16 protein-coding genes are annotated in these 17,521 nt (G+C 70.5%); 8 read left to right on the plus strand and 8 right to left on the minus strand.

The window, feature by feature from the left end:
* The first annotated feature begins 22 nt into the window (after positions 1 to 22).
* From AC069X_RS12900 to AC069X_RS12925, 6 genes are all read left to right on the plus strand, one after another.
* Positions 23 to 1,561, plus strand: a complete 1,539-nt coding sequence (locus tag AC069X_RS12900) for a leucyl aminopeptidase (protein WP_478727951.1) — start codon at positions 23 to 25, stop codon at positions 1,559 to 1,561.
* Positions 1,562 to 1,901: 340 nt separating this feature from the next.
* Positions 1,902 to 3,290: a dihydrolipoyl dehydrogenase gene (lpdA, locus tag AC069X_RS12905; protein WP_478727953.1), complete on the plus strand. Its 1,389-nt coding sequence runs from the start codon at positions 1,902 to 1,904 to the stop codon at positions 3,288 to 3,290.
* A 53-nt stretch (positions 3,291 to 3,343) separates the two neighbouring features.
* Positions 3,344 to 5,140, plus strand: a complete 1,797-nt coding sequence (sucB, locus tag AC069X_RS12910; RefSeq protein WP_478727955.1) for a 2-oxoglutarate dehydrogenase, E2 component, dihydrolipoamide succinyltransferase — start codon at positions 3,344 to 3,346, stop codon at positions 5,138 to 5,140.
* 189 nt (positions 5,141 to 5,329) lie between these two features.
* Entirely contained in the window at positions 5,330 to 5,956 is a 627-nt protein-coding gene (locus AC069X_RS12915; protein WP_478728191.1) for a GntR family transcriptional regulator, read from the plus strand.
* Positions 5,957 to 6,214: 258 nt separating this feature from the next.
* A complete protein-coding gene (gene aceE / locus AC069X_RS12920) occupies positions 6,215 to 8,896 on the plus strand; it encodes a pyruvate dehydrogenase (acetyl-transferring), homodimeric type (protein WP_478727957.1) in 2,682 nt (893 codons plus the stop codon).
* Between the two features lie 126 nt (positions 8,897 to 9,022).
* Positions 9,023 to 9,541 carry a DUF4240 domain-containing protein gene (locus AC069X_RS12925; protein ID WP_478727959.1) on the plus strand — a complete coding sequence of 173 codons (519 nt, stop codon included), beginning with the start codon at positions 9,023 to 9,025 and terminating at the stop codon, positions 9,539 to 9,541.
* Between the two features lie 171 nt (positions 9,542 to 9,712).
* Here AC069X_RS12925 and AC069X_RS12930 read toward each other — a convergent pair whose 3' ends face one another.
* The gene (locus AC069X_RS12930; RefSeq protein WP_478727960.1) at positions 9,713 to 10,489 is read right to left on the minus strand and encodes an SDR family NAD(P)-dependent oxidoreductase; all 777 of its coding nucleotides are present in this window, start codon (positions 10,487 to 10,489) and stop codon (positions 9,713 to 9,715) included.
* An 85-nt stretch (positions 10,490 to 10,574) separates the two neighbouring features.
* Here AC069X_RS12930 and AC069X_RS12935 point away from each other — a divergent pair, with 85 nt between their 5' ends.
* The gene (locus AC069X_RS12935) at positions 10,575 to 11,228 is read left to right on the plus strand and encodes a TetR/AcrR family transcriptional regulator (protein WP_478727962.1); all 654 of its coding nucleotides are present in this window, start codon (positions 10,575 to 10,577) and stop codon (positions 11,226 to 11,228) included.
* A 45-nt stretch (positions 11,229 to 11,273) separates the two neighbouring features.
* Here AC069X_RS12935 and AC069X_RS12940 read toward each other — a convergent pair whose 3' ends face one another.
* Both AC069X_RS12940 and glnA read right to left on the minus strand, forming a co-directional pair.
* On the minus strand, positions 11,274 to 11,555 hold the full coding sequence (locus tag AC069X_RS12940) for a hypothetical protein (protein WP_478727964.1): 282 nt from the start codon (positions 11,553 to 11,555) through the stop codon (positions 11,274 to 11,276).
* Positions 11,556 to 11,706: 151 nt separating this feature from the next.
* Positions 11,707 to 13,116: a type I glutamate--ammonia ligase gene (gene glnA / locus AC069X_RS12945; protein ID WP_478727966.1), complete on the minus strand. Its 1,410-nt coding sequence runs from the start codon at positions 13,114 to 13,116 to the stop codon at positions 11,707 to 11,709.
* 185 nt (positions 13,117 to 13,301) lie between these two features.
* On the opposite strand from glnA, the gene AC069X_RS12950 reads away from it, so the two are divergent.
* Positions 13,302 to 13,769 (plus strand): RDD family protein, encoded by a 468-nt coding sequence (locus AC069X_RS12950; protein WP_478727967.1) that lies wholly within the window; start codon positions 13,302 to 13,304, stop codon positions 13,767 to 13,769.
* A 258-nt stretch (positions 13,770 to 14,027) separates the two neighbouring features.
* Here the strand turns inward: AC069X_RS12950 and AC069X_RS12955 are convergent, their stop codons facing one another.
* From AC069X_RS12955 to AC069X_RS12975, 5 genes are all read right to left on the minus strand, one after another.
* The gene (locus AC069X_RS12955; protein ID WP_478727968.1) at positions 14,028 to 14,726 is read right to left on the minus strand and encodes a DUF4191 domain-containing protein; all 699 of its coding nucleotides are present in this window, start codon (positions 14,724 to 14,726) and stop codon (positions 14,028 to 14,030) included.
* Between the two features lie 10 nt (positions 14,727 to 14,736).
* Positions 14,737 to 14,934 (minus strand): SCO2195 family GlnR-regulated protein, encoded by a 198-nt coding sequence (locus tag AC069X_RS12960; RefSeq protein ID WP_267035224.1) that lies wholly within the window; start codon positions 14,932 to 14,934, stop codon positions 14,737 to 14,739.
* 242 nt (positions 14,935 to 15,176) lie between these two features.
* Entirely contained in the window at positions 15,177 to 16,151 is a 975-nt protein-coding gene (gene lipA / locus AC069X_RS12965; protein WP_478727970.1) for a lipoyl synthase, read from the minus strand.
* Positions 16,152 to 16,262: 111 nt separating this feature from the next.
* Positions 16,263 to 17,060: a lipoyl(octanoyl) transferase LipB gene (gene lipB / locus AC069X_RS12970; RefSeq protein WP_478727971.1), complete on the minus strand. Its 798-nt coding sequence runs from the start codon at positions 17,058 to 17,060 to the stop codon at positions 16,263 to 16,265.
* Positions 17,061 to 17,138: 78 nt separating this feature from the next.
* Positions 17,139 to 17,447 carry a hypothetical protein gene (locus AC069X_RS12975; RefSeq protein ID WP_478727973.1) on the minus strand — a complete coding sequence of 103 codons (309 nt, stop codon included), beginning with the start codon at positions 17,445 to 17,447 and terminating at the stop codon, positions 17,139 to 17,141.
* Between the last annotated feature and the right edge of the window lie 74 nt (positions 17,448 to 17,521).

The raw sequence follows: 17,521 nt of genomic DNA on the forward strand, positions 1-17,521 counted from the left end.
ACGGAAGCGAGACTTCACCACCGTGACTGCTCTGACTCTCAGCACTGCCGGCGCTGCGACGCTGCGCGCCGACGCCCTCGTGGTCGGCGTGGCGAAGGGCCCCAAGGGGCTCGTCGTGGCCGCCGGCGCCGAGGCCGTGGACAAGGCGTTCGACGGAAAGCTCGCCGCCGTGCTCGACTCGCTCGGCGCCACCGGCGCGGAGGGCGAGACCACCAAGCTGCCCGCCCCGGCCGGCCTCAAGGCCCCCGTGGTGCTGGCCGTCGGTCTGGGTGCGGCCCCGGAGCAGGACGAGTCCTTCGACGAGGAGGCCCTGCGCCGCGCCGCCGGCTCCGCGGCCCGCGCGCTGCACGGTGCCAAGAAGGCCGCCTTCGCCCTCCCGCTGGACGACGCCTCCGCCGTCACCGCCGTCGCCGAGGGCGCGCTGCTCGGCGCGTACGCCTTCACCGCCTACCAGGGCGGCGAGAAGAAGTCCGGCGACGGCGGCAAGCACGCCGGCCCCAAGCAGCCGCTGGCCGAGGTGGCCCTGCTCGGCGCCAAGCCGCGCGACAAGGAGCACAAGGCCGCGGCCGAGCGCGCCACCGTCGTCGCCACCGAGGTCAACGTCGCCCGCGACCTGATCAACACCCCGCCGAACGACCTGACCCCCGAGGCCTTCGCCGCCGTCGCGTCCGCGACCGCGAAGGAGAACGGCGTCAAGGTCCAGATCCTCGACGAGAAGGCCCTGGTCAAGGGCGGCTACGGCGGCATCATGGGCGTCGGCAAGGGCTCCGAGAACCCGCCGCGCCTGGTGAAGCTCACCTACACCCACGCCAAGGCGGAGAAGACCCTCGCCTACGTCGGCAAGGGCATCACCTACGACTCGGGCGGCATCTCCCTGAAGCCGGCCGGCCACAACGAGACGATGAAGTGCGACATGTCCGGCGCCGCCGCCGTGTTCGCCGCCGTCATCGCCGCCGCCAAGCTGAACCTCCAGGTCAACGTCACCGGCTGGCTCGCGCTCGCCGAGAACATGCCCTCCGGTTCCGCCACCAAGCCGGGCGACGTGCTGCGCATGTACAGCGGCAAGACCGTCGAGGTCCTGAACACGGACGCCGAGGGCCGCCTGGTCCTGGGCGACGCCCTGACCAAGGCCTCCGAGGACAACCCGGACGCGATCGTCGACGTCGCCACCCTCACGGGTGCGATGGTGCTGGCGCTCGGCGACCGCACCTTCGGGATCATGGCCAACGACGACGCCTTCCGCACCTCGATCCACGAGATCGCGGAAGAGGTCGGCGAGGCCTCCTGGCCGATGCCGCTCCCCGAGGACCTGCGCAAGACCATGGACTCCCCCACCGCCGACATCGCCAACATGGGCGTGCGGATGGGCGGCGGTCTGGTGGCCGGCCTGTTCCTCCAGGAGTTCGTCGGCGAGGGCATCACCTGGGCGCACCTCGACATCGCGGGCCCGGCCTTCCACGAGGGCGCCCCGTACGGCTACACCCCCAAGGGCGGCACCGGCTCCGCCGTGCGCACCCTGGTGCGGCTGGCCGAGCGCACCGCCACCGGTGACCTGGGCTGACGTACCCGCCCCCGCCGCACCGGCGCCCGCGTACCAGCACGTGAGACGCCCTCTGTGACGCGCGCCGCGCCCCGGGACACCGATCATGGTCCCGGGGTGCGTTCGCTCTGGAAGAAATCTCAAGGATCAGTAGGTTTCTACGCACGGGTAACCCGGATGTCGGGCAGAACGACGGTCCACACCCGGGGCCCGGCGTCCCGCGTTCCCCCGACAAATGCGAAGATGGGTTCTCGGCAGGACAGGGCCCCCACCACAGGGCCGAAGAAACAAGCGGCCGATTACCAGCCGCCGCCCGGTCACAGAGGACCGGTGCCCGGCGCACATGCATGGAGGACGTGACGTGGCGAACGACGCCAGCACCGTTTTCGACCTAGTGATCCTCGGCGGTGGCAGTGGCGGTTACGCCGCGGCGCTCCGCGCATCCCAGCTGGGTCTCGACGTTGCGCTGATCGAGAAGAACAAGCTCGGCGGCACCTGCCTGCACAACGGCTGCATCCCCACGAAGGCTCTGCTGCACGCCGGCGAGATCGCCGACCAGGCTCGCGAGGCCGCGCAGTTCGGCATCAAGGCCTCTTTCGAGGGCGTTGACATCGCGGGTGTGCACAAGTACAAGGACGAGGTCATCTCCGGCCTGTACAAGGGCCTGCAGGGGCTGGTCGCCTCCCGCAAGGTGACCTACATCGAGGGTGAGGGCCGGCTGTCCTCCCCGACCTCCGTCGACGTGAACGGCCGGCGCATCCAGGGCCGCCACGTCCTGCTGGCGACCGGCTCCGTGCCGAAGTCGCTGCCGGGCCTGAACATCGACGGCAACCGGATCATCTCCTCGGACCACGCGCTGGTCCTGGACCGCGTGCCCCAGTCCGCGATCATCCTGGGCGGCGGCGTCATCGGCGTCGAGTTCGCCTCGGCGTGGAAGTCCTTCGGCACCGACGTCACCGTCATCGAGGGCCTCAAGCACCTCGTCCCGGTCGAGGACGAGAACAGCTCCAAGATCCTGGAGCGCGCCTTCCGCAAGCGCGGCATCAAGTTCAACCTCGGCACCTTCTTCGACAAGGCCGAGTACACCGAGACCGGCGTCCGCGTGACGCTGGCCGACGGCAAGACCTTCGAGGCCGAGGTGCTGCTGGTCGCCATCGGCCGCGGTCCGGTCTCCCAGGGCCTGGGCTACGAGGAGCAGGGCGTCGCGATGGACCGCGGCTACGTCCTCGTCAACGAGTACATGCAGACCAACGTGCCGACCATCTCGGCCGTGGGCGACCTCGTCCCCACCCTGCAGCTCGCGCACGTCGGCTTCGCCGAGGGCATCCTCGTCGCGGAGCGCCTGGCCGGTCTGAAGACCGTCCCGATCGACTACGACGGTGTCCCGCGCGTCACGTACTGCCACCCCGAGGTCGCCTCCGTCGGCATCACCGAGGCCAAGGCCAAGGAGATCTACGGCGCGGACAAGGTCGTCGCCCTGAAGTACAACCTGGCGGGCAACGGCAAGAGCAAGATCCTGAAGACCGCGGGCGAGATCAAGCTCGTCCAGGTCAAGGACGGTGCCGTGGTCGGCGTCCACATGGTCGGTGACCGGATGGGCGAGCAGGTCGGCGAAGCCCAGCTGATCTACAACTGGGAGGCCCTGCCGGCCGAGGTCGCGCAGCTCATCCACGCGCACCCGACCCAGAACGAGGCCCTCGGCGAGGCCCACCTGGCCCTGGCCGGCAAGCCGCTTCACGCACACGACTAATCGTCACGGGCGCGACGACCACTTCCGCACTTTCGTTAGGAGCAACTGAAACCATGTCGGTTTCCGTAACCCTTCCGGCGCTCGGCGAGAGCGTCACCGAGGGCACTGTCACCCGTTGGCTCAAGGCCGAGGGCGAGCGCGTCGAGGCCGACGAGCCGCTGCTCGAGGTCTCGACCGACAAGGTCGACACCGAGATCCCCTCCCCCGTCTCCGGCATCCTGGCCTCCATCAAGGTCGCCGAGGACGAGACCGTCGAGGTCGGCGCCGAGCTGGCCGTCATCGACGACGGCTCCGGCGCCCCGGCCGCCGCTGCCGCCCCGGCCGCCGCCGAGGCCCCCGCGGCTCCGGCCGCTCCGGCCCCCGCCGCCGAGGCCCCGGCCGCCCCCGCACCGGCCGAGACCCCGGCTGCCCCGGCCGCCGCTCCGGCGGGCGCCGCCTCCGGCACCGACGTCGTGCTGCCCGCGCTGGGCGAGTCGGTCACCGAGGGCACCGTCACCCGCTGGCTGAAGGAGGTCGGCGAGTCCGTCGAGGCCGACGAGCCGCTGCTCGAGGTCTCCACGGACAAGGTCGACACCGAGATCCCCGCGCCGGTTTCCGGCACCCTGCTGGAGATCCTGGTCGGCGAGGACGAGACCGCCGAGGTCGGCGCCCGTCTGGCCGTCATCGGTGTCGCGGGCGCTGCTCCGGCCGCCGCCGCTCCGGCTCCGGCCGCCCCGGCCGCCCCGGCTCCGGCCGCCCCGGCCGCTCCGGCCGCCGCTCCGGCTCCGGTCGTGGCCGCCCCGGCCGCCGCCGCCCCGGCTCCGGCCGCCCCGGCCGCTCCGGTGGCCGCTCCGGCTCCGGTCGCCGCCCCCGCGGCCGCCCCGGCCCCCGTCGCCGCTCCGGCTCCGGCCGCCCCGGCCGCCGCTCCCGCCGCCATCTCCGGCGACGAGGGCGCGTACGTGACCCCGCTGGTGCGCAAGCTCGCCTCGGAGTCCGGCGTCAACCTGTCCACGGTGACGGGCACCGGTGTCGGTGGCCGTATCCGCAAGCAGGACGTCCTGGCCGCCGCCGAGGCCGCCAAGGCCGCCGCTGCCGCCCCGGCTCCGGCCGCCGCCCCGGCCGCCGCCAAGGCTCCGGCCGCGGTGTCCGAGCTGCGCGGTCAGACGGTCAAGATGACCCGCATGCGCAAGGTCATCGGCGACAACATGATGAAGGCCCTGCACTCGCAGGCGCAGCTCAGCTCCGTGGTCGAGGTGGACATCACCAAGATCATGAAGCTGCGCGAGAAGGCCAAGGCCGGCTTCCTCGCCCGTGAGGGCGTCAAGCTGTCCCCGATGCCGTTCTTCGTCAAGGCCGCTGCCCAGGCGCTGAAGGCCCACGCGGTCGTCAACGCCCGGATCAACGACGACGAGGGCACCATCACCTACTTCGACTCGGAGAACATCGGCATCGCCGTGGACTCCGAGAAGGGCCTGATGACCCCGGTCATCAAGGGTGCCGGTGACCTCAACCTGGCGGGCATCTCCAAGGCCACCGCCGACCTGGCCGCCAAGGTCCGCGGCAACAAGATCACCCCGGACGAGCTGTCCGGCGCGACCTTCACCATCAGCAACACCGGTTCGCGCGGTGCGCTGTTCGACACGGTGATCGTCCCGCCGAACCAGGTCGCGATCCTGGGCATCGGTGCCACGGTCAAGCGCCCCGTGGTCATCGAGACCGAGGAGGGCACCGTCATCGGCGTCCGCGACATGACGTACCTGACCCTGTCCTACGACCACCGCCTGGTGGACGGCGCGGACGCGGCCCGGTACCTCACCGCCGTCAAGGCGATCCTGGAGGCCGGCGAGTTCGAGGTCGAGCTCGGCCTGTAAGGCCCTGCGCACGGCCCCGGCCGTCGCTTGCGGCGCCCCCGTCCGGATTCGTCCGGGCGGGGGCGCCGTCGTTGTAACGAGCCTCACCCTGCGTCCCTCAGCGCGAACGCATCGCAGCAGGCCACGGCGGCCTTATTGTCTAGGCATCAGGCCCCGCGTGTCCGCACACACAGGAGTTGAACCCCGATGATCACCCCACCCGTCGTGCACTCGCTGCGCGAGCAGATCCGCGAGCACATCGTGGAGGGGATCGTCAGCGGCCGCTGGAAGCCCGGTGAGCGGATCGTCGAGCGGCGGATCGCCGTCGAGCTGGAGGTCAGCCAGACGCCCGTGCGCGAGGCGCTGCGGGAGCTGGAGACGCTGCGGCTGATCGAGTCGGCGCCGAACAAGGGTGTCCGTGTGCGGAACCTCTCCGCGGCGGACCTGGAGGAGATCTACCCGGTGCGGGCCGGCCTGGAGCAGATCGCGGCCGAGCTGGCCGCCCCGAGGCTGGCGGCCGACTGTTCGGCGCTGGAGCCGCACGTGGCGGCCCTGTGGGAGGCCGACCGCGTCCAGGACGGCACGGCGCAGGTGCGGCACACGGTGGGCTTCCACCGGGAGATGGTGCGGGCGGCCGGGAACAGCGTGCTGCTGCACACCTGGGAGAGCCTGGGCATCGAGGTCTTCACCGCCTTGTCCATCAGGTGGCTGGGAACCGTCCAGAAGTCCTACGCGGAGGAGCACGAGGCGCTCGTCGCCGCGTTCCGCAGCCAGGACCCGGACATCGGCGTGCTGGTGAAGCGGCATGTTCTGGGATGCGCACCGCGTAGCGTCTGACCTGCGGTTTTGAGCGATCCTCCAGGGGATCGCCAGCGGCTTGGCCTGTACTGATGAAACAGGCACCGCGTGCCTGGGTTCATGGCACCGGGTGCCGACTTTCGTCACAGCGTCGATTATTCGTCACTTTTATTTGATCGATCATCGATCAGGGATTTACAGTCACTGCGGGCCCCACCCGGGTCCATCGACCCTGTCCTGCCCGTCAGGGTTTTCTTCACCACCTCCTCTCCTTTGTCCGGAAGGCGGCGCACACCGATGTCCGACCCCGTAGGAAAGCTTCCGAGCGAGCTCGACCAGCTCCCGGACCGCGACACCGAGGAGACCGCCGAATGGGCGGCCTCCCTCGACGCCGTCGCCAAGGCCGCCGGTACGCGCCGCGCCGAATACCTGCTCCGCCGCACCCTCCAGCACGCCGAGGCCGCCGGCCTCGCCCTGCCGAAGCTGCTGGAGACGGACTACGTCAACACCATCCCCACCTCCGCCGAGCCGGCCTTCCCCGGTGACGAGGAGATGGAAGCCAGGATCACCGCCTGGAACCGCTGGAACGCGGCCGCCATGGTGACCCGCGGCTCGAAGTACGGCGTCGGCGGCCACATCGCCACCTTCGCCTCCGCCGCGTGGCTGTACGAGACCGGCTTCCAGCACTTCTTCCGCGGGAAGGAGGCCGACGGATCGGGCGACCAGCTCTACATCCAGGGCCACGCCTCCCCCGGCATCTACGCCCGCGCCTTCCTCGACGGGCGCGTCTCCGAGCAGCAGCTCGACAACTTCCGCCAGGAGTCCGGCGGCAACGGCCTGCCCTCCTACCCGCACCCGCGGCGCCTGCCGTGGCTGTGGGAGTTCCCCACGGTCTCCATGGGCCTCGGCCCGCTCTCCGCGATCTACCAGGCGCGCTTCAACCGCTACCTGGAGAACCGCAAGATCAAGGACACCTCCAACTCGCACGTCTGGGCCTTCCTCGGCGACGGCGAGATGGACGAGCCCGAGTCGACCGCCGCCCTGGCCCTGGCCTCCCGCGAGCAGCTCGACAACCTGACCTTCGTCATCAACTGCAACCTGCAGCGCCTCGACGGCCCGGTCCGCGCGAACTTCCGCGTGGTCCAGGAGCTGGAGGCCCAGTTCCGCGGCGCCGGCTGGAACGTCATCAAGACCCTGTGGGGCAGCGCCTGGGACGAGCTGTTCCAGCTCGACACCACGGGCGCCCTGGTACGCCGCCTGCGCGAGGTACCCGACGCGCAGTTCCAGACGTACGCGACCCGCGACGTGGCCTACATCCGCCAGCACTTCTTCGGCGCCAACGCCGAGCTCGCCGCCCTGGGCGCCCTGCTCTCCGACGCGAAGATCGCCGAGTGCTTCCACACCTCCCGCGGCGGCCACGAGCCCCGCAAGGTCTACGCCGCGTACAAGGCCGCCCTGGAGCACAAGGGCGCTCCGACGGTCATCCTCGCGCAGACCGTCAAGGGCTACACGCTGGGCGCCGGGTTCGAGTCGAAGAACGCGAACCACCAGATGAAGAAGCTGACGATCGACGAGTTCAAGGACATGCGTGACCTCCTTGGCCTCCCGATCCCGGACAGCGCCTTCGCCGACGGCAAGGTCCCGTACGGCCACCCGGGCGCGAACAGCCCCGAGGTCCGGTACCTGAACGAGCGCCGCGCGGCCCTCGGCGGGCCCGCCCCGGCCCGCAAGGTCCACCACGTGGCCCTGCCCGCGCCGGCCGACCGCTCCTTCGCCCCGCTGATCAAGGGTTCCGGCAAGCAGGAGATGGCCACCACCATGGCCTTCGTCCGCCTCGTCAAGGACCTGATGCGGGACAAGGAGACCGGCAAGCGCTGGGTGCCGATCGTCCCCGACGAGGCCCGTACCTTCGGTATGGAGTCGCTCTTCCCGTCGGCCGGCATCTACTCGCCGCTGGGCCAGACGTACGAGCCGGTCGACCGCGACCAGCTGATGTACTACAAGGAGGCCAAGGACGGCCAGATCCTCAACGAGGGGATCACCGAGGCCGGCGCCATGGCCGACTTCATCGCCGCCTGCACGTCGTACGCGACGCACGGCGAGCCGATGATCCCCTTCTACATCTTCTACTCGATGTTCGGCTGGCAGCGCACCGCCGACCAGATGTGGCAGCTCGCCGACCAGCTCGGCAAGGGCTTCATCGTCGGCGCCACCGCCGGCCGCACCACGCTGACCGGTGAGGGCCTCCAGCACGCGGACGGCCACTCGCACCTGATCGCGTCCACGAACCCGGCGTCGCTGAACTACGACCCGGCGTTCGCGTACGAGATCGCGGTGATCGTCAAGGACGGTCTGCGGCGGATGTACGGCGAGCAGCCGGAAGACGTCTTCTACTACCTGACGGTCTACAACGAGCCGAAGGTCCAGCCGGCCATGCCCGAGGGCGTGGAGGAGGGCATCCTCAAGGGCCTGTACCGCTTCAACACGGCCGCCGCCCTGGAGGCCGCCCCGGCCGCCGACGCCCCGAAGATCCAGCTGATGGCCTCGGGTACGGCGATCCACTGGGTGCTGGAGGCGCAGAAGCTGCTGGCCGCCGACTGGAACGTGGCCGCCGACGTGTGGTCCGCCACCTCGTGGGGCGAGCTGCGCCGCGACGCGCTGGAGTGCGACGAGGCGCTGCTGCGCGGCGAGGAGCGCACCCCGTACGTGACCCGCGTGCTGGAGGGTGCCCCGGGCCCGGTCCTGGCGGTCTCCGACTGGATGCGCCAGGTCCCGGACCAGATCAGCCAGTGGGTCCCGCAGGACTACACCTCGCTGGGCACGGACGGCTTCGGTCTGTCCGACACCCGTGAGGGCGCCCGCCGCCACTTCGGCGTCGACGCGCAGTCGATCACCGTGGCCGCGCTGGCCCAGCTCGCCCGCCGCGGCGAGGTCCCGGCGTCCGCCGTCAAGGAGGCCCGGGAGCGCTACGGCCTCTGAGCCGTCCGCGTCCGGAGCGTGTAAGGCGCCGAAGGCCGGTGTCCACCCCCAAGGGGGGTCGGGCACCGGCCTTTGGCCGTATGAGCGGTGGCGGCCCGGGGACGCACCCGTGATGCTGGAGCGGTGATGGACGAGACGGAGTTCTGGGAGATCGTCGACCGTACCCGCGAGGCCGCCGAGGGCGACCCCGAGGAGCATGCCGAGCTGCTCGTGGAGCGGCTGGCCCAGCTCGACCCCGACTCCGTGCTGGACTTCGCGCGGCATTTCGAGTCCCGCTACAACCGGGCGTACACCTGGGACCTGTGGGGCGCGGCGTGGGTGCTGCTGGACGGGGCGAGCGACGACGCGTTCGACTTCTTCCGGTGCTGGCTGATCGGGCAGGGCCGGGAGGTGTTCGAGGGCGGGGTGCACGATCCGGACCGGCTGGCGGAGCTGCTGGGCGAGTTCGACGAGGAGGTCGACGGGGACGGCGAGGAGCTGGGGTACGCGGCCGACGAGGCGTACGAGCAGCTCACCGGGACGGTGGCGCCGGACCTGGGGATCCCGTTGCAGCCGGAGGAGCCGGAGGGCACCCCGCTGGACTTCGAGAACGAAGCCGTGCTGGCGGAGCGCTTCCCCCGGCTCTGGGAGCGGTTCCGGCCCTAGGGCCTGTCGTCAAACTTCCGTCTGCCCCGCGACGCCTTGCACGCGCTCTCGCCGCACCGGGCGGAAGCCCGAGTACGTCCAGTACGAGGGCTCCCGCCCGGCACGCCGAGAGCACGCACCAGACGCCGCGGGGCCGCCCTCCGGGCGACGACGGCAGTTTGACGACAGGCCCTAGTAGTGCGTGCCGCCGTCGATCCGGATCTCGGTGCCGGTGATGAAGGCGCCGTCCTCGGAGCCGAGCATGGCGACGACGCCGGCGACGGTCTGCGGGCCGGCGAAGCCCTGGCCGATGGCGGGGGCGAGCTTGGCGAACAGGCTCCAGTCGGTGTCCTCGGGCAGGCCGGGGCCGGTGCCGGTGGTCATGCCGCTCTCGATGGAGCCGGGGGCCACGGAGACGAAGCGCAGGCCCTGCTTGCTGTATTCGGCGGCGAGGGCGTGCGTCATGGACTGGATGCCGCCCTTGCTGGCCGCGTAGGCGGACATGTAGGGGTGGGCGAAGCTCGCCGAGGTCGAGCTGAAGTTGACGACGACGGGCTGCTCGCCGGCCAGCAGGGCGGGGAGCGACTCGCGGATCATCAGGAAGGTGCCGGTCAGGTTGACCGAGATCACCTGGTTCCAGAGGTCGAGCGTGGTCTGGTGGGTGTGCGCGGAGCGCAGGATGCCCGCCGCGTTGACCAGTACATCGACGCCGCTGCCGCCGAGGGCGTCGACGGCGGCGGCGACGCCCGTCTTGACGGCGGCCTCGTCGGATATGTCGAGGACGGCGGTGGTGAGCCGGCCGGCGTGGCCTGCGGCGGCGGCCTGTTCGGCGGTGGCCTTCAGGCCGGACTCGTTCACGTCGACGGCGTGGACGCGGCCGCCCTCGGAGAGAATGCGGTGGACGGTGGCCTGGCCGATGCCCGATCCGGCGCCGGTGATGAGGACGCGACGTCCTTCGTAACGGTTCATGGGGCGAGCGTACCGAGAGCGTGACACGCTTTGCCAGACTGGCATGGAATGCATTCTTCGGCTAGTGCTGGCGTAGTCTTCACCCGTGAGATCTCCCCGCCCGTACTCCCCCCAGAGCGGCCCCGGAACCCAGTCGCTGACCGAGCGGCGCAAGGCGGCCACGCAGATGGACATCGCCCGCGCCGCGTGCGAGCTCTTCGCCGCGAACGGCCCCGACGGCACCACCGCCGAGGACATCGCCCACCGCGCGGGAGTCGCGCTGCGGACCTTCTACCGCTACTTCCGCAACAAGCAGGAGGCCGTGGCCCCGCTGCTCGCGGGCGGCGGTGAGGCCTGGCGCGCCCTGCTCGCCGAGGAGCACCCCGGCACTCCCCTCGCGGAGGCCCTGGAGCGGGCGGTGACCCGCTCGCTGAGTGATTCCCGGACCGTCGAGGAGGGGCTGGAGGTCACCCGCGGCCTGCTCCGCGCGGCCGCCTCGGACGAGGCCCTGCGGGCGGTCTGGTACCGGGTGAACCAGGACTCGGAGGAGCGGCTGGTCCCGGTGGTGGCCCGGCTGGCGGGCCCGGAGGCGGACCCGCTGTCCGTACGTCTGCTCGCGGCGGCCGCCACGGACGCGATCCGGGTCTCCCTGGAGCTGTGGTCCACCGGCGACGGCCCGGTCTCGGGCCCCGGTTCCCCGGCGGACCTCGCCGTCCGCGCCCTGCGGGAGCTGACCGGCGCGATGCCCCTGCTCCGCTGAACCGCGGAACAGGGGCACCGGAGGGGGGTGCGTCAGGTGCGAGGGTCAGCGCCAGCCGCCCCAGTCGTCGTGCCAGCCGCCGTGGCCGTGCCAGCCGGCATTGTCCCAGCGGCCCCGGTCGTCGTCGTACCAGCCGTGGTCGTGGTCGTTCCAGCGACCGTTCCCACCGCCGTACCCACCGCAGTCGTCGTCCCAGTTGTGGGAGTGGCGGTAGTCCGAGCGCGAGTCCCAGCCACCGTCGTGGGCGGAGGCGTTCGTGACCGGCAGCAGACCCAGGGCGAGTCCGGCGGCCCCGGCGACGACGGCTCCAACGATCCTACGGCGCATCTTCATGCACCTCCGAACATGTCTGGCTTATCGGGCTTTTACTGGTATCCACCGTTACCCGGGCGGAGCGGACTGTCAAAAGCAGAAGGCCCCCGCCGCTCTCCGGAAGAGAGCGGCGGGGGCCTTTCCCGCCTACGCTGACCTGGGCTTCTTACAGGTCGAAGTAGAGCTCGAACTCGTGCGGGTGCGGACGCTGCGCGATCGGGGCGATCTCGTTCGTGCGCTTGTAGTCGATCCAGGTCTCGATGAGGTCCGGGGTGAAGACACCGCCGGCGAGGAGGTACTCGTGGTCCTCCTCCAGGGCCTTGAGGACGTCCTCGAGGCTGGTCGGGACCTGCGGGACGCTCGCGTGCTCGTCGGGCGAGAGCTCGTAGAGGTCCTTGTCGATCGGCTCCATCGGCTCGATCTTGTTCTTGATGCCGTCGAGGCCCGCGAGCAGCAGCGCCGCGAAGGCGAGGTACGGGTTCGAGGACGGGTCCGGCGCGCGGAACTCGACGCGCTTGGCCTTCGGGTTCGAGCCCGTGATCGGGATGCGCATGGCGGCGGAGCGGTTGCGCTGCGAGTACACCATGTTGACCGGCGCCTCGAAGCCCGGCACCAGGCGGTGGTACGAGTTCACCGTCGGGTTGGTGAAGGCCAGCAGCGACGGGGCGTGCTTCAGGATGCCGCCGATGTAGTAGCGGGCGGTGTCCGACAGGCCCGCGTAGCCGGCCTCGTCGTAGAAGAGCGGCTCGCCGCCCTGCCACAGCGACTGGTGGACGTGCATGCCCGAACCGTTGTCACCGAAGATCGGCTTCGGCATGAAGGTCGCGGTCTTGCCGTTGCGCCAGGCGACGTTCTTCACGATGTACTTGAAGAGCATCAGGTCGTCGGCCGCGGCGAGCAGCGTGTTGAACTTGTAGTTGATCTCGGCCTGGCCGCCGGTGCCGACCTCGTGGTGCTGGCGCTCGACCTGGAGGCCCTGGGCGTCCAGCTCAAGGGAGATCTCGGCGCGCAGGTCGGCGAAGTGGTCGACCGGGGCGACCGGGAAGTAACCGCCCTTGTAGCGGACCTTGTAGCCGCGGTTGTTCTCCTCGGAACCGGTGTTCCAGGCGCCGGCCTCGGAGTCGATGTGGTAGAAGCCCTCGTTCGCCGAGGTGGCGAAGCGCACGCTGTCGAACACGTAGAACTCGGCCTCGGGGCCGAAGAACGCGGTGTCGGCGATGCCGGTGGAGGCGAGGTAGGCCTCGGCCTTCTTGGCGATGTTGCGCGGGTCGCGGCTGTACGCCTCACCCGTGATCGGGTCGTGGATGAAGAAGTTGATGTTGAGCGTCTTGTCCTTGCGGAACGGGTCCAGACGCGCGGTGCTGATGTCGGCACGCAGCGCCATGTCGGACTCGTGGATCGCCTGGAAGCCGCGGATCGAGGAACCGTCGAAGGCGAGCTCCTCCGCCGGGTCGAACGCTCGCGCCGGAATGGTGAAGTGCTGCATCACACCAGGCAGGTCGCAGAAGCGGACGTCGACGAACTTGACGTCGTTCTCCTCGATGTACTGCTTCACTTCGTCGGCGTTCTTGAACATCCAACTCCTCCTACTCCCGGTCCCGGGGCAGGGACGGGCTTTATAGCTCGTGGTGCGTCAGTGCGGTGCCGCACGCTGACCCGACCATAAGCAGACGGGATTTCCCAAGCATGACCCATTTGTTTCGCACAAGTTAACCAGGGTCCGGTCCAGGTGCCGTGGAGGACCACCGGTACCGTGGTGGAGTGGACAACAGGCAAGCAATCGGATCCTGGCTCTCCGGCCCCCGCGCGGCCGCCGAGGAAATGGGCGTCGACTTCGGGTATCCGGGCCAGCGTCTCGGCCTGCCCCAGTCGGGCCCCGGCTCCGCGGCCCGTTTCGGACGCCGGCTCGGCGCCGTCGCCGTCGACTGGATCGGCTGCCAGCTGATCGCGTACGGGCTCATCACCCACGGCGACCTCGCCGCGGCGGGCAACTGGACGCTGGCGCTCTTCCTGTCCCTGACCCTGCTGACCGTGGGCACCGTGGGCTTCACCCCCGGCAAGCGGATGTTCGGCCTCCGGGTGATCGGGCAGAACGGGGGCCGCCTCGGCGTCCTCCGCGTACTGCTGCGCACCGTGCTGCTGGCCCTCGTCATCCCGGCGCTGGTCTGGGACCGCGACGGCCGCGGACTCCACGACCGCCTCGCGGGCGCGGTGCAGGTCCGGATCTAGCGCTGCGGCGCCACCGCGGCGCCCGGCAGGGACCGGATCCGGCCCGTCCGGATCCGGCCGCGCCGGCCTCCCGCGAGTCCGGATCGACCGGTACACCACCGCCGTGGGGTACCACGCGTACGCGCGGCTCGTATACACACGGCGCGCACCGTCGGCACGCCCGCCGGTACGCACCTCCGGTACGGCACCGCCGGTACGCACAGGGGCGCCCCCGAAGCCGGCCGGCTCGGGGGCGCCCCTGTGCGTGTACGAGGAGGGTCAGCGCATCTTTCCGCCGCGCGGCATGCGCATGCCCTTGGGCATCGGGCCCTTCGGGACGGGCATGTTGCTCATGAGGTCGCCCATGGCCCGGAGCTTGTCGTTGACCTGGGTGATCTGCGGGCCGGACAGGACGCGCGGCAGCTTCAGCAGCGTCGTACGGACCTTCTTGAGCGGCACCTCGCCCTCGCCGGTGCCCACGATGAAGTCGTGGACCGGGACGTCGGGCATGATCCGCGCGAGCTTCTTCTTCTCGGCCGCGAGCAGGGTCTTGACCCGGTTCGGGTTGCCCTCCGCGATGAGGACCACGCCCGCCTTGCCGACGGCCCGGTGGACGATGTCCTGGTTGCGGTTCATCGCGATGGCCGGGGTGGTCGTCCAGCCCCGTCCCACGTTGTCCAGGACGGCCGCGGCAGCGCCCGGCTGCCCCTCCATCTGCCCGAAGGCAGCCCGCTCGGCACGCCGCCCGAAGACGATCGCCATCGCGAGGAACGCCACCAGGAAGCCCAGGATGCCCAGGTAGACCGGGTGGCCGATCAGGAAGCCGATCGCAAGGAAGACACCGAAGGTGACGATTCCCACGCCCGCGACGATCAGACCGACCTTCGGGTCGGCCTTGCGCGTCATCTTGTACGTCAGGGCGATCTGCTTCATTCGCCCGGGGTTCGCAGCAGTCTCTGCGTTTGACTTCCTCGCCATAAGGCGAAGTTTACGTGTCCTGCGGGGTCCGGGTCGCCGCGGCCTCGAGTACGTGCTCGGTTTCCACGCGGTCCTTCGCCCGGCGGCGGTCCTCCAGGACGGCGGTCCACGCGTTGCGCCGCGCACCGCTCATGAGCAGCGATTCCAGGCCGCGGAAGGCCTCACTGAAGGACGGGATGGCGATGGCGCGGACTGGCGCGGCCTGCATGATGTCGACCCCTACTCTCGCTGCTCGCATCGATGGCGTGTGCGGTGCGTGGATCCAGCGTCACTGACTGGTGTTACCAGGGCGTGACCGGTCGGTCAAATGTGATGGACACGTTGCAAACACAGACGCGACCCGCCGGGCTCTCCACACGAAAAGAGCCTAGGGGCCGCGTCGATGCGTGTTACCGATTGGTAGGCATTGTGCGTGACTTCACACGCACACAGAGTCAGCCGACGGCCGGATCAGACGGCGGCGTGCTGCTCCGCGCCCCCGGTCGAGCCGCGCTTCTCCATCGCCTGGGTGTAGAGGCGGCCCGCCCGGTACGAGGACCGGACCAGCGGGCCGGACATCACGCCCGAGAAGCCGATCTCCTCGGCCTCCTTGGCCAGCTCGACGAACTCGGCCGGCTTCACCCAGCGCTCCACGGGGTGGTGCCGCGGCGAGGGGCGCAGGTACTGGGTGATGGTGATGAGCTCGCAGCCGGCCGCGTGCAGCTCCTTCAGCGCCTCCGAGACCTCCTCGCGCTCCTCGCCCATGCCCAGGATCAGGTTGGACTTGGTGACGAGGCCGTAGGCGCGGGCCTGCCGGATCACGTCGAGCGAGCGCTCGTAGCGGAAGCCGGGGCGGATCCGCTTGAAGATCCGGGGCACGGTCTCGACGTTGTGCGCGAAGACCTCGGGGCGGGAGGCGAAGACCTCCTCCAGCAGCTCCGGGACCGCGTTGAAGTCGGGGGCCAGCAGCTCGACCTTGGTGTGGCCGCCCTCGCGGCCGGCCGTCTGCCGGTGGATCTGGCGCACGGTCTCCGCGTACAGCCAGGCGCCGCCGTCGGCCAGGTCGTCGCGGGCGACGCCGGTGATGGTGGCGTAGTTCAGGTCCATGGTGACGACGGACTCGCCGACGCGGCGCGGCTCGTCCCGGTCCAGCGCCTCGGGCTTGCCCGTGTCGATCTGGCAGAAGTCACAGCGCCGGGTGCACTGGTCGCCGCCGATGAGGAACGTGGCCTCGCGGTCTTCCCAGCACTCGTAGATGTTCGGACAGCCGGCTTCCTGGCACACGGTGTGCAGCCCCTCGCCCTTCACGAGGTTCTGCATCTTCGTGTACTCGGGACCCATCTTCGCCCGGGTCTTGATCCACTCGGGCTTGCGCTCGATGGGGGTCTGGCTGTTGCGGACCTCCAGGCGCAGCATCTTGCGTCCGTCGGGTGCGACTGCGGACACGACCGGCTCCCTGTGACTTCGATTCTTCGGCGCCCACCAGGGTACGCCCGTAATTCGTACGCTCTTACGTCCGGCCAACCGGGGGGAGGTCGGACGCATTCCCCGGGCCCGTCAGGCCCCGGCGGCTTCGATCTCGCGCGGGCGCAGCTCGGCGTTCTCCAGCACGTCCTTCAGGTGCCGTTCGACGACCGGCAGGACTTCCGCGATGGTGATGTCGCGGCCCAGTTCGTACGAGAGCGAGGTCACACCGGCGTCCCGGATCCCGCAGGGGATGATCCGGTCGAACCAGGTGCTGTCCGGGTTCACGTTGAGGGAGAAGCCGTGCATCGTGACGCCCTTGGCGACGCGGATGCCGATCGCGGCGAGCTTGCGGTCCTCGCGGCGCTGGCCGGCGTTGGACGGGGCGTACTCGGGGCCGTTGAGGCGGGCGTCGAACTCGTCGTCGCCTATGCGGGGGTCGAAGTCCAGGGAGAGGCCGCCGATCTTCGGGCGCTCCTCCACCGGGTCGCCGAGCACCCAGACACCGGAGCGGCCCTCGACCCGGGTGGTCTCCAGGCCGAAGTCGGCGGCGGTGCGGATGAGGGCGTCCTCCAGACGGCGGACGTGGGCGACCACGTCGACCGGGCGGGGCAGCTTCATGATCGGGTAGCCGACCAGCTGGCCCGGGCCGTGCCAGGTGATCTTGCCGCCGCGGTCCACGTCGATGACCGGGGTCCCGTCCAGGGGACGCTCGCTGGGGTCGGTGCGCCGGCCGGCCGTGTAGACGGGCTCGTGTTCCACCATCAGGCAGGTGTCGTCGATCTCGTCCGCGAAGCGGGCGGCGTGCACCCGGCGCTGCTCTTCCCAGGCCTCGGTGTACTCGACGGATTCCGGCCCGAAGCCCAGATGGACAAACCGAAGCTCAGTCACCGCAGCGCCTCCTCGTTGAACCTGCTGTGTGCACCCATCGCACTCCGGTCAAGGGTACGGCGACCCGCGCGCGGCCCCTCAGGCCCCCGGGACCGGCCCCGGTACGGGCCCGGCCGGGAGCTCCGGCGGCACGGCCGGCAGCTGCCGGGGGCGGCGGCGGCCCGCGCGCGGCCGGTCCGGGTCCTCGTCGGCCCGCGGCAGCCTGCGGTGGCCCTCGGAGTGGTCGTTGACCCAGCCGCACACCCCGCACGCGTAGCGCCCGTCGAGTCCCGCGATGAGCGTGCCGCAGCGGCGGCACTCCGCCTCCGTGAGCTCGGGGGCGGGCAGCGGGGCGGTGGATTCCGCGGACGGATCGGGGAGGTACGCCCCGTGGGGACGGCGGTTCATGTGGCGCAGAGTACGCGGACCGAGTGGGTCGGTCCGTAAAGAGCCCTACCCATTCTGCACACGATCGGATGAAT

The sequence above is a fragment of the Streptomyces sp. NPDC043896 genome, assembly GCF_056435605.1.

What these genes read in the sequence shown, in the direction of transcription:
- sucB (WP_478727955.1), top strand. Translation starts at nt 3,344, where the DNA reads ATGTCGGTTTCCGTAACCCTTCCGGCGCTCGGCGAGAGCGTCACCGAG.
- aceE (WP_478727957.1), top strand. Translation starts at nt 6,215, where the DNA reads ATGTCCGACCCCGTAGGAAAGCTTCCGAGCGAGCTCGACCAGCTCCCG.
- AC069X_RS12925 (WP_478727959.1), top strand. Translation starts at nt 9,023, where the DNA reads ATGGACGAGACGGAGTTCTGGGAGATCGTCGACCGTACCCGCGAGGCC.
- AC069X_RS12930 (WP_478727960.1), bottom strand. Translation starts at nt 10,489, where the DNA reads ATGAACCGTTACGAAGGACGTCGCGTCCTCATCACCGGCGCCGGATCG.
- AC069X_RS12940 (WP_478727964.1), bottom strand. Translation starts at nt 11,555, where the DNA reads ATGCGCCGTAGGATCGTTGGAGCCGTCGTCGCCGGGGCCGCCGGACTC.
- glnA (WP_478727966.1), bottom strand. Translation starts at nt 13,116, where the DNA reads ATGTTCAAGAACGCCGACGAAGTGAAGCAGTACATCGAGGAGAACGAC.
- AC069X_RS12955 (WP_478727968.1), bottom strand. Translation starts at nt 14,726, where the DNA reads ATGGCGAGGAAGTCAAACGCAGAGACTGCTGCGAACCCCGGGCGAATG.
- AC069X_RS12960 (WP_267035224.1), bottom strand. Translation starts at nt 14,934, where the DNA reads ATGCAGGCCGCGCCAGTCCGCGCCATCGCCATCCCGTCCTTCAGTGAG.
- AC069X_RS12975 (WP_478727973.1), bottom strand. Translation starts at nt 17,447, where the DNA reads ATGAACCGCCGTCCCCACGGGGCGTACCTCCCCGATCCGTCCGCGGAA.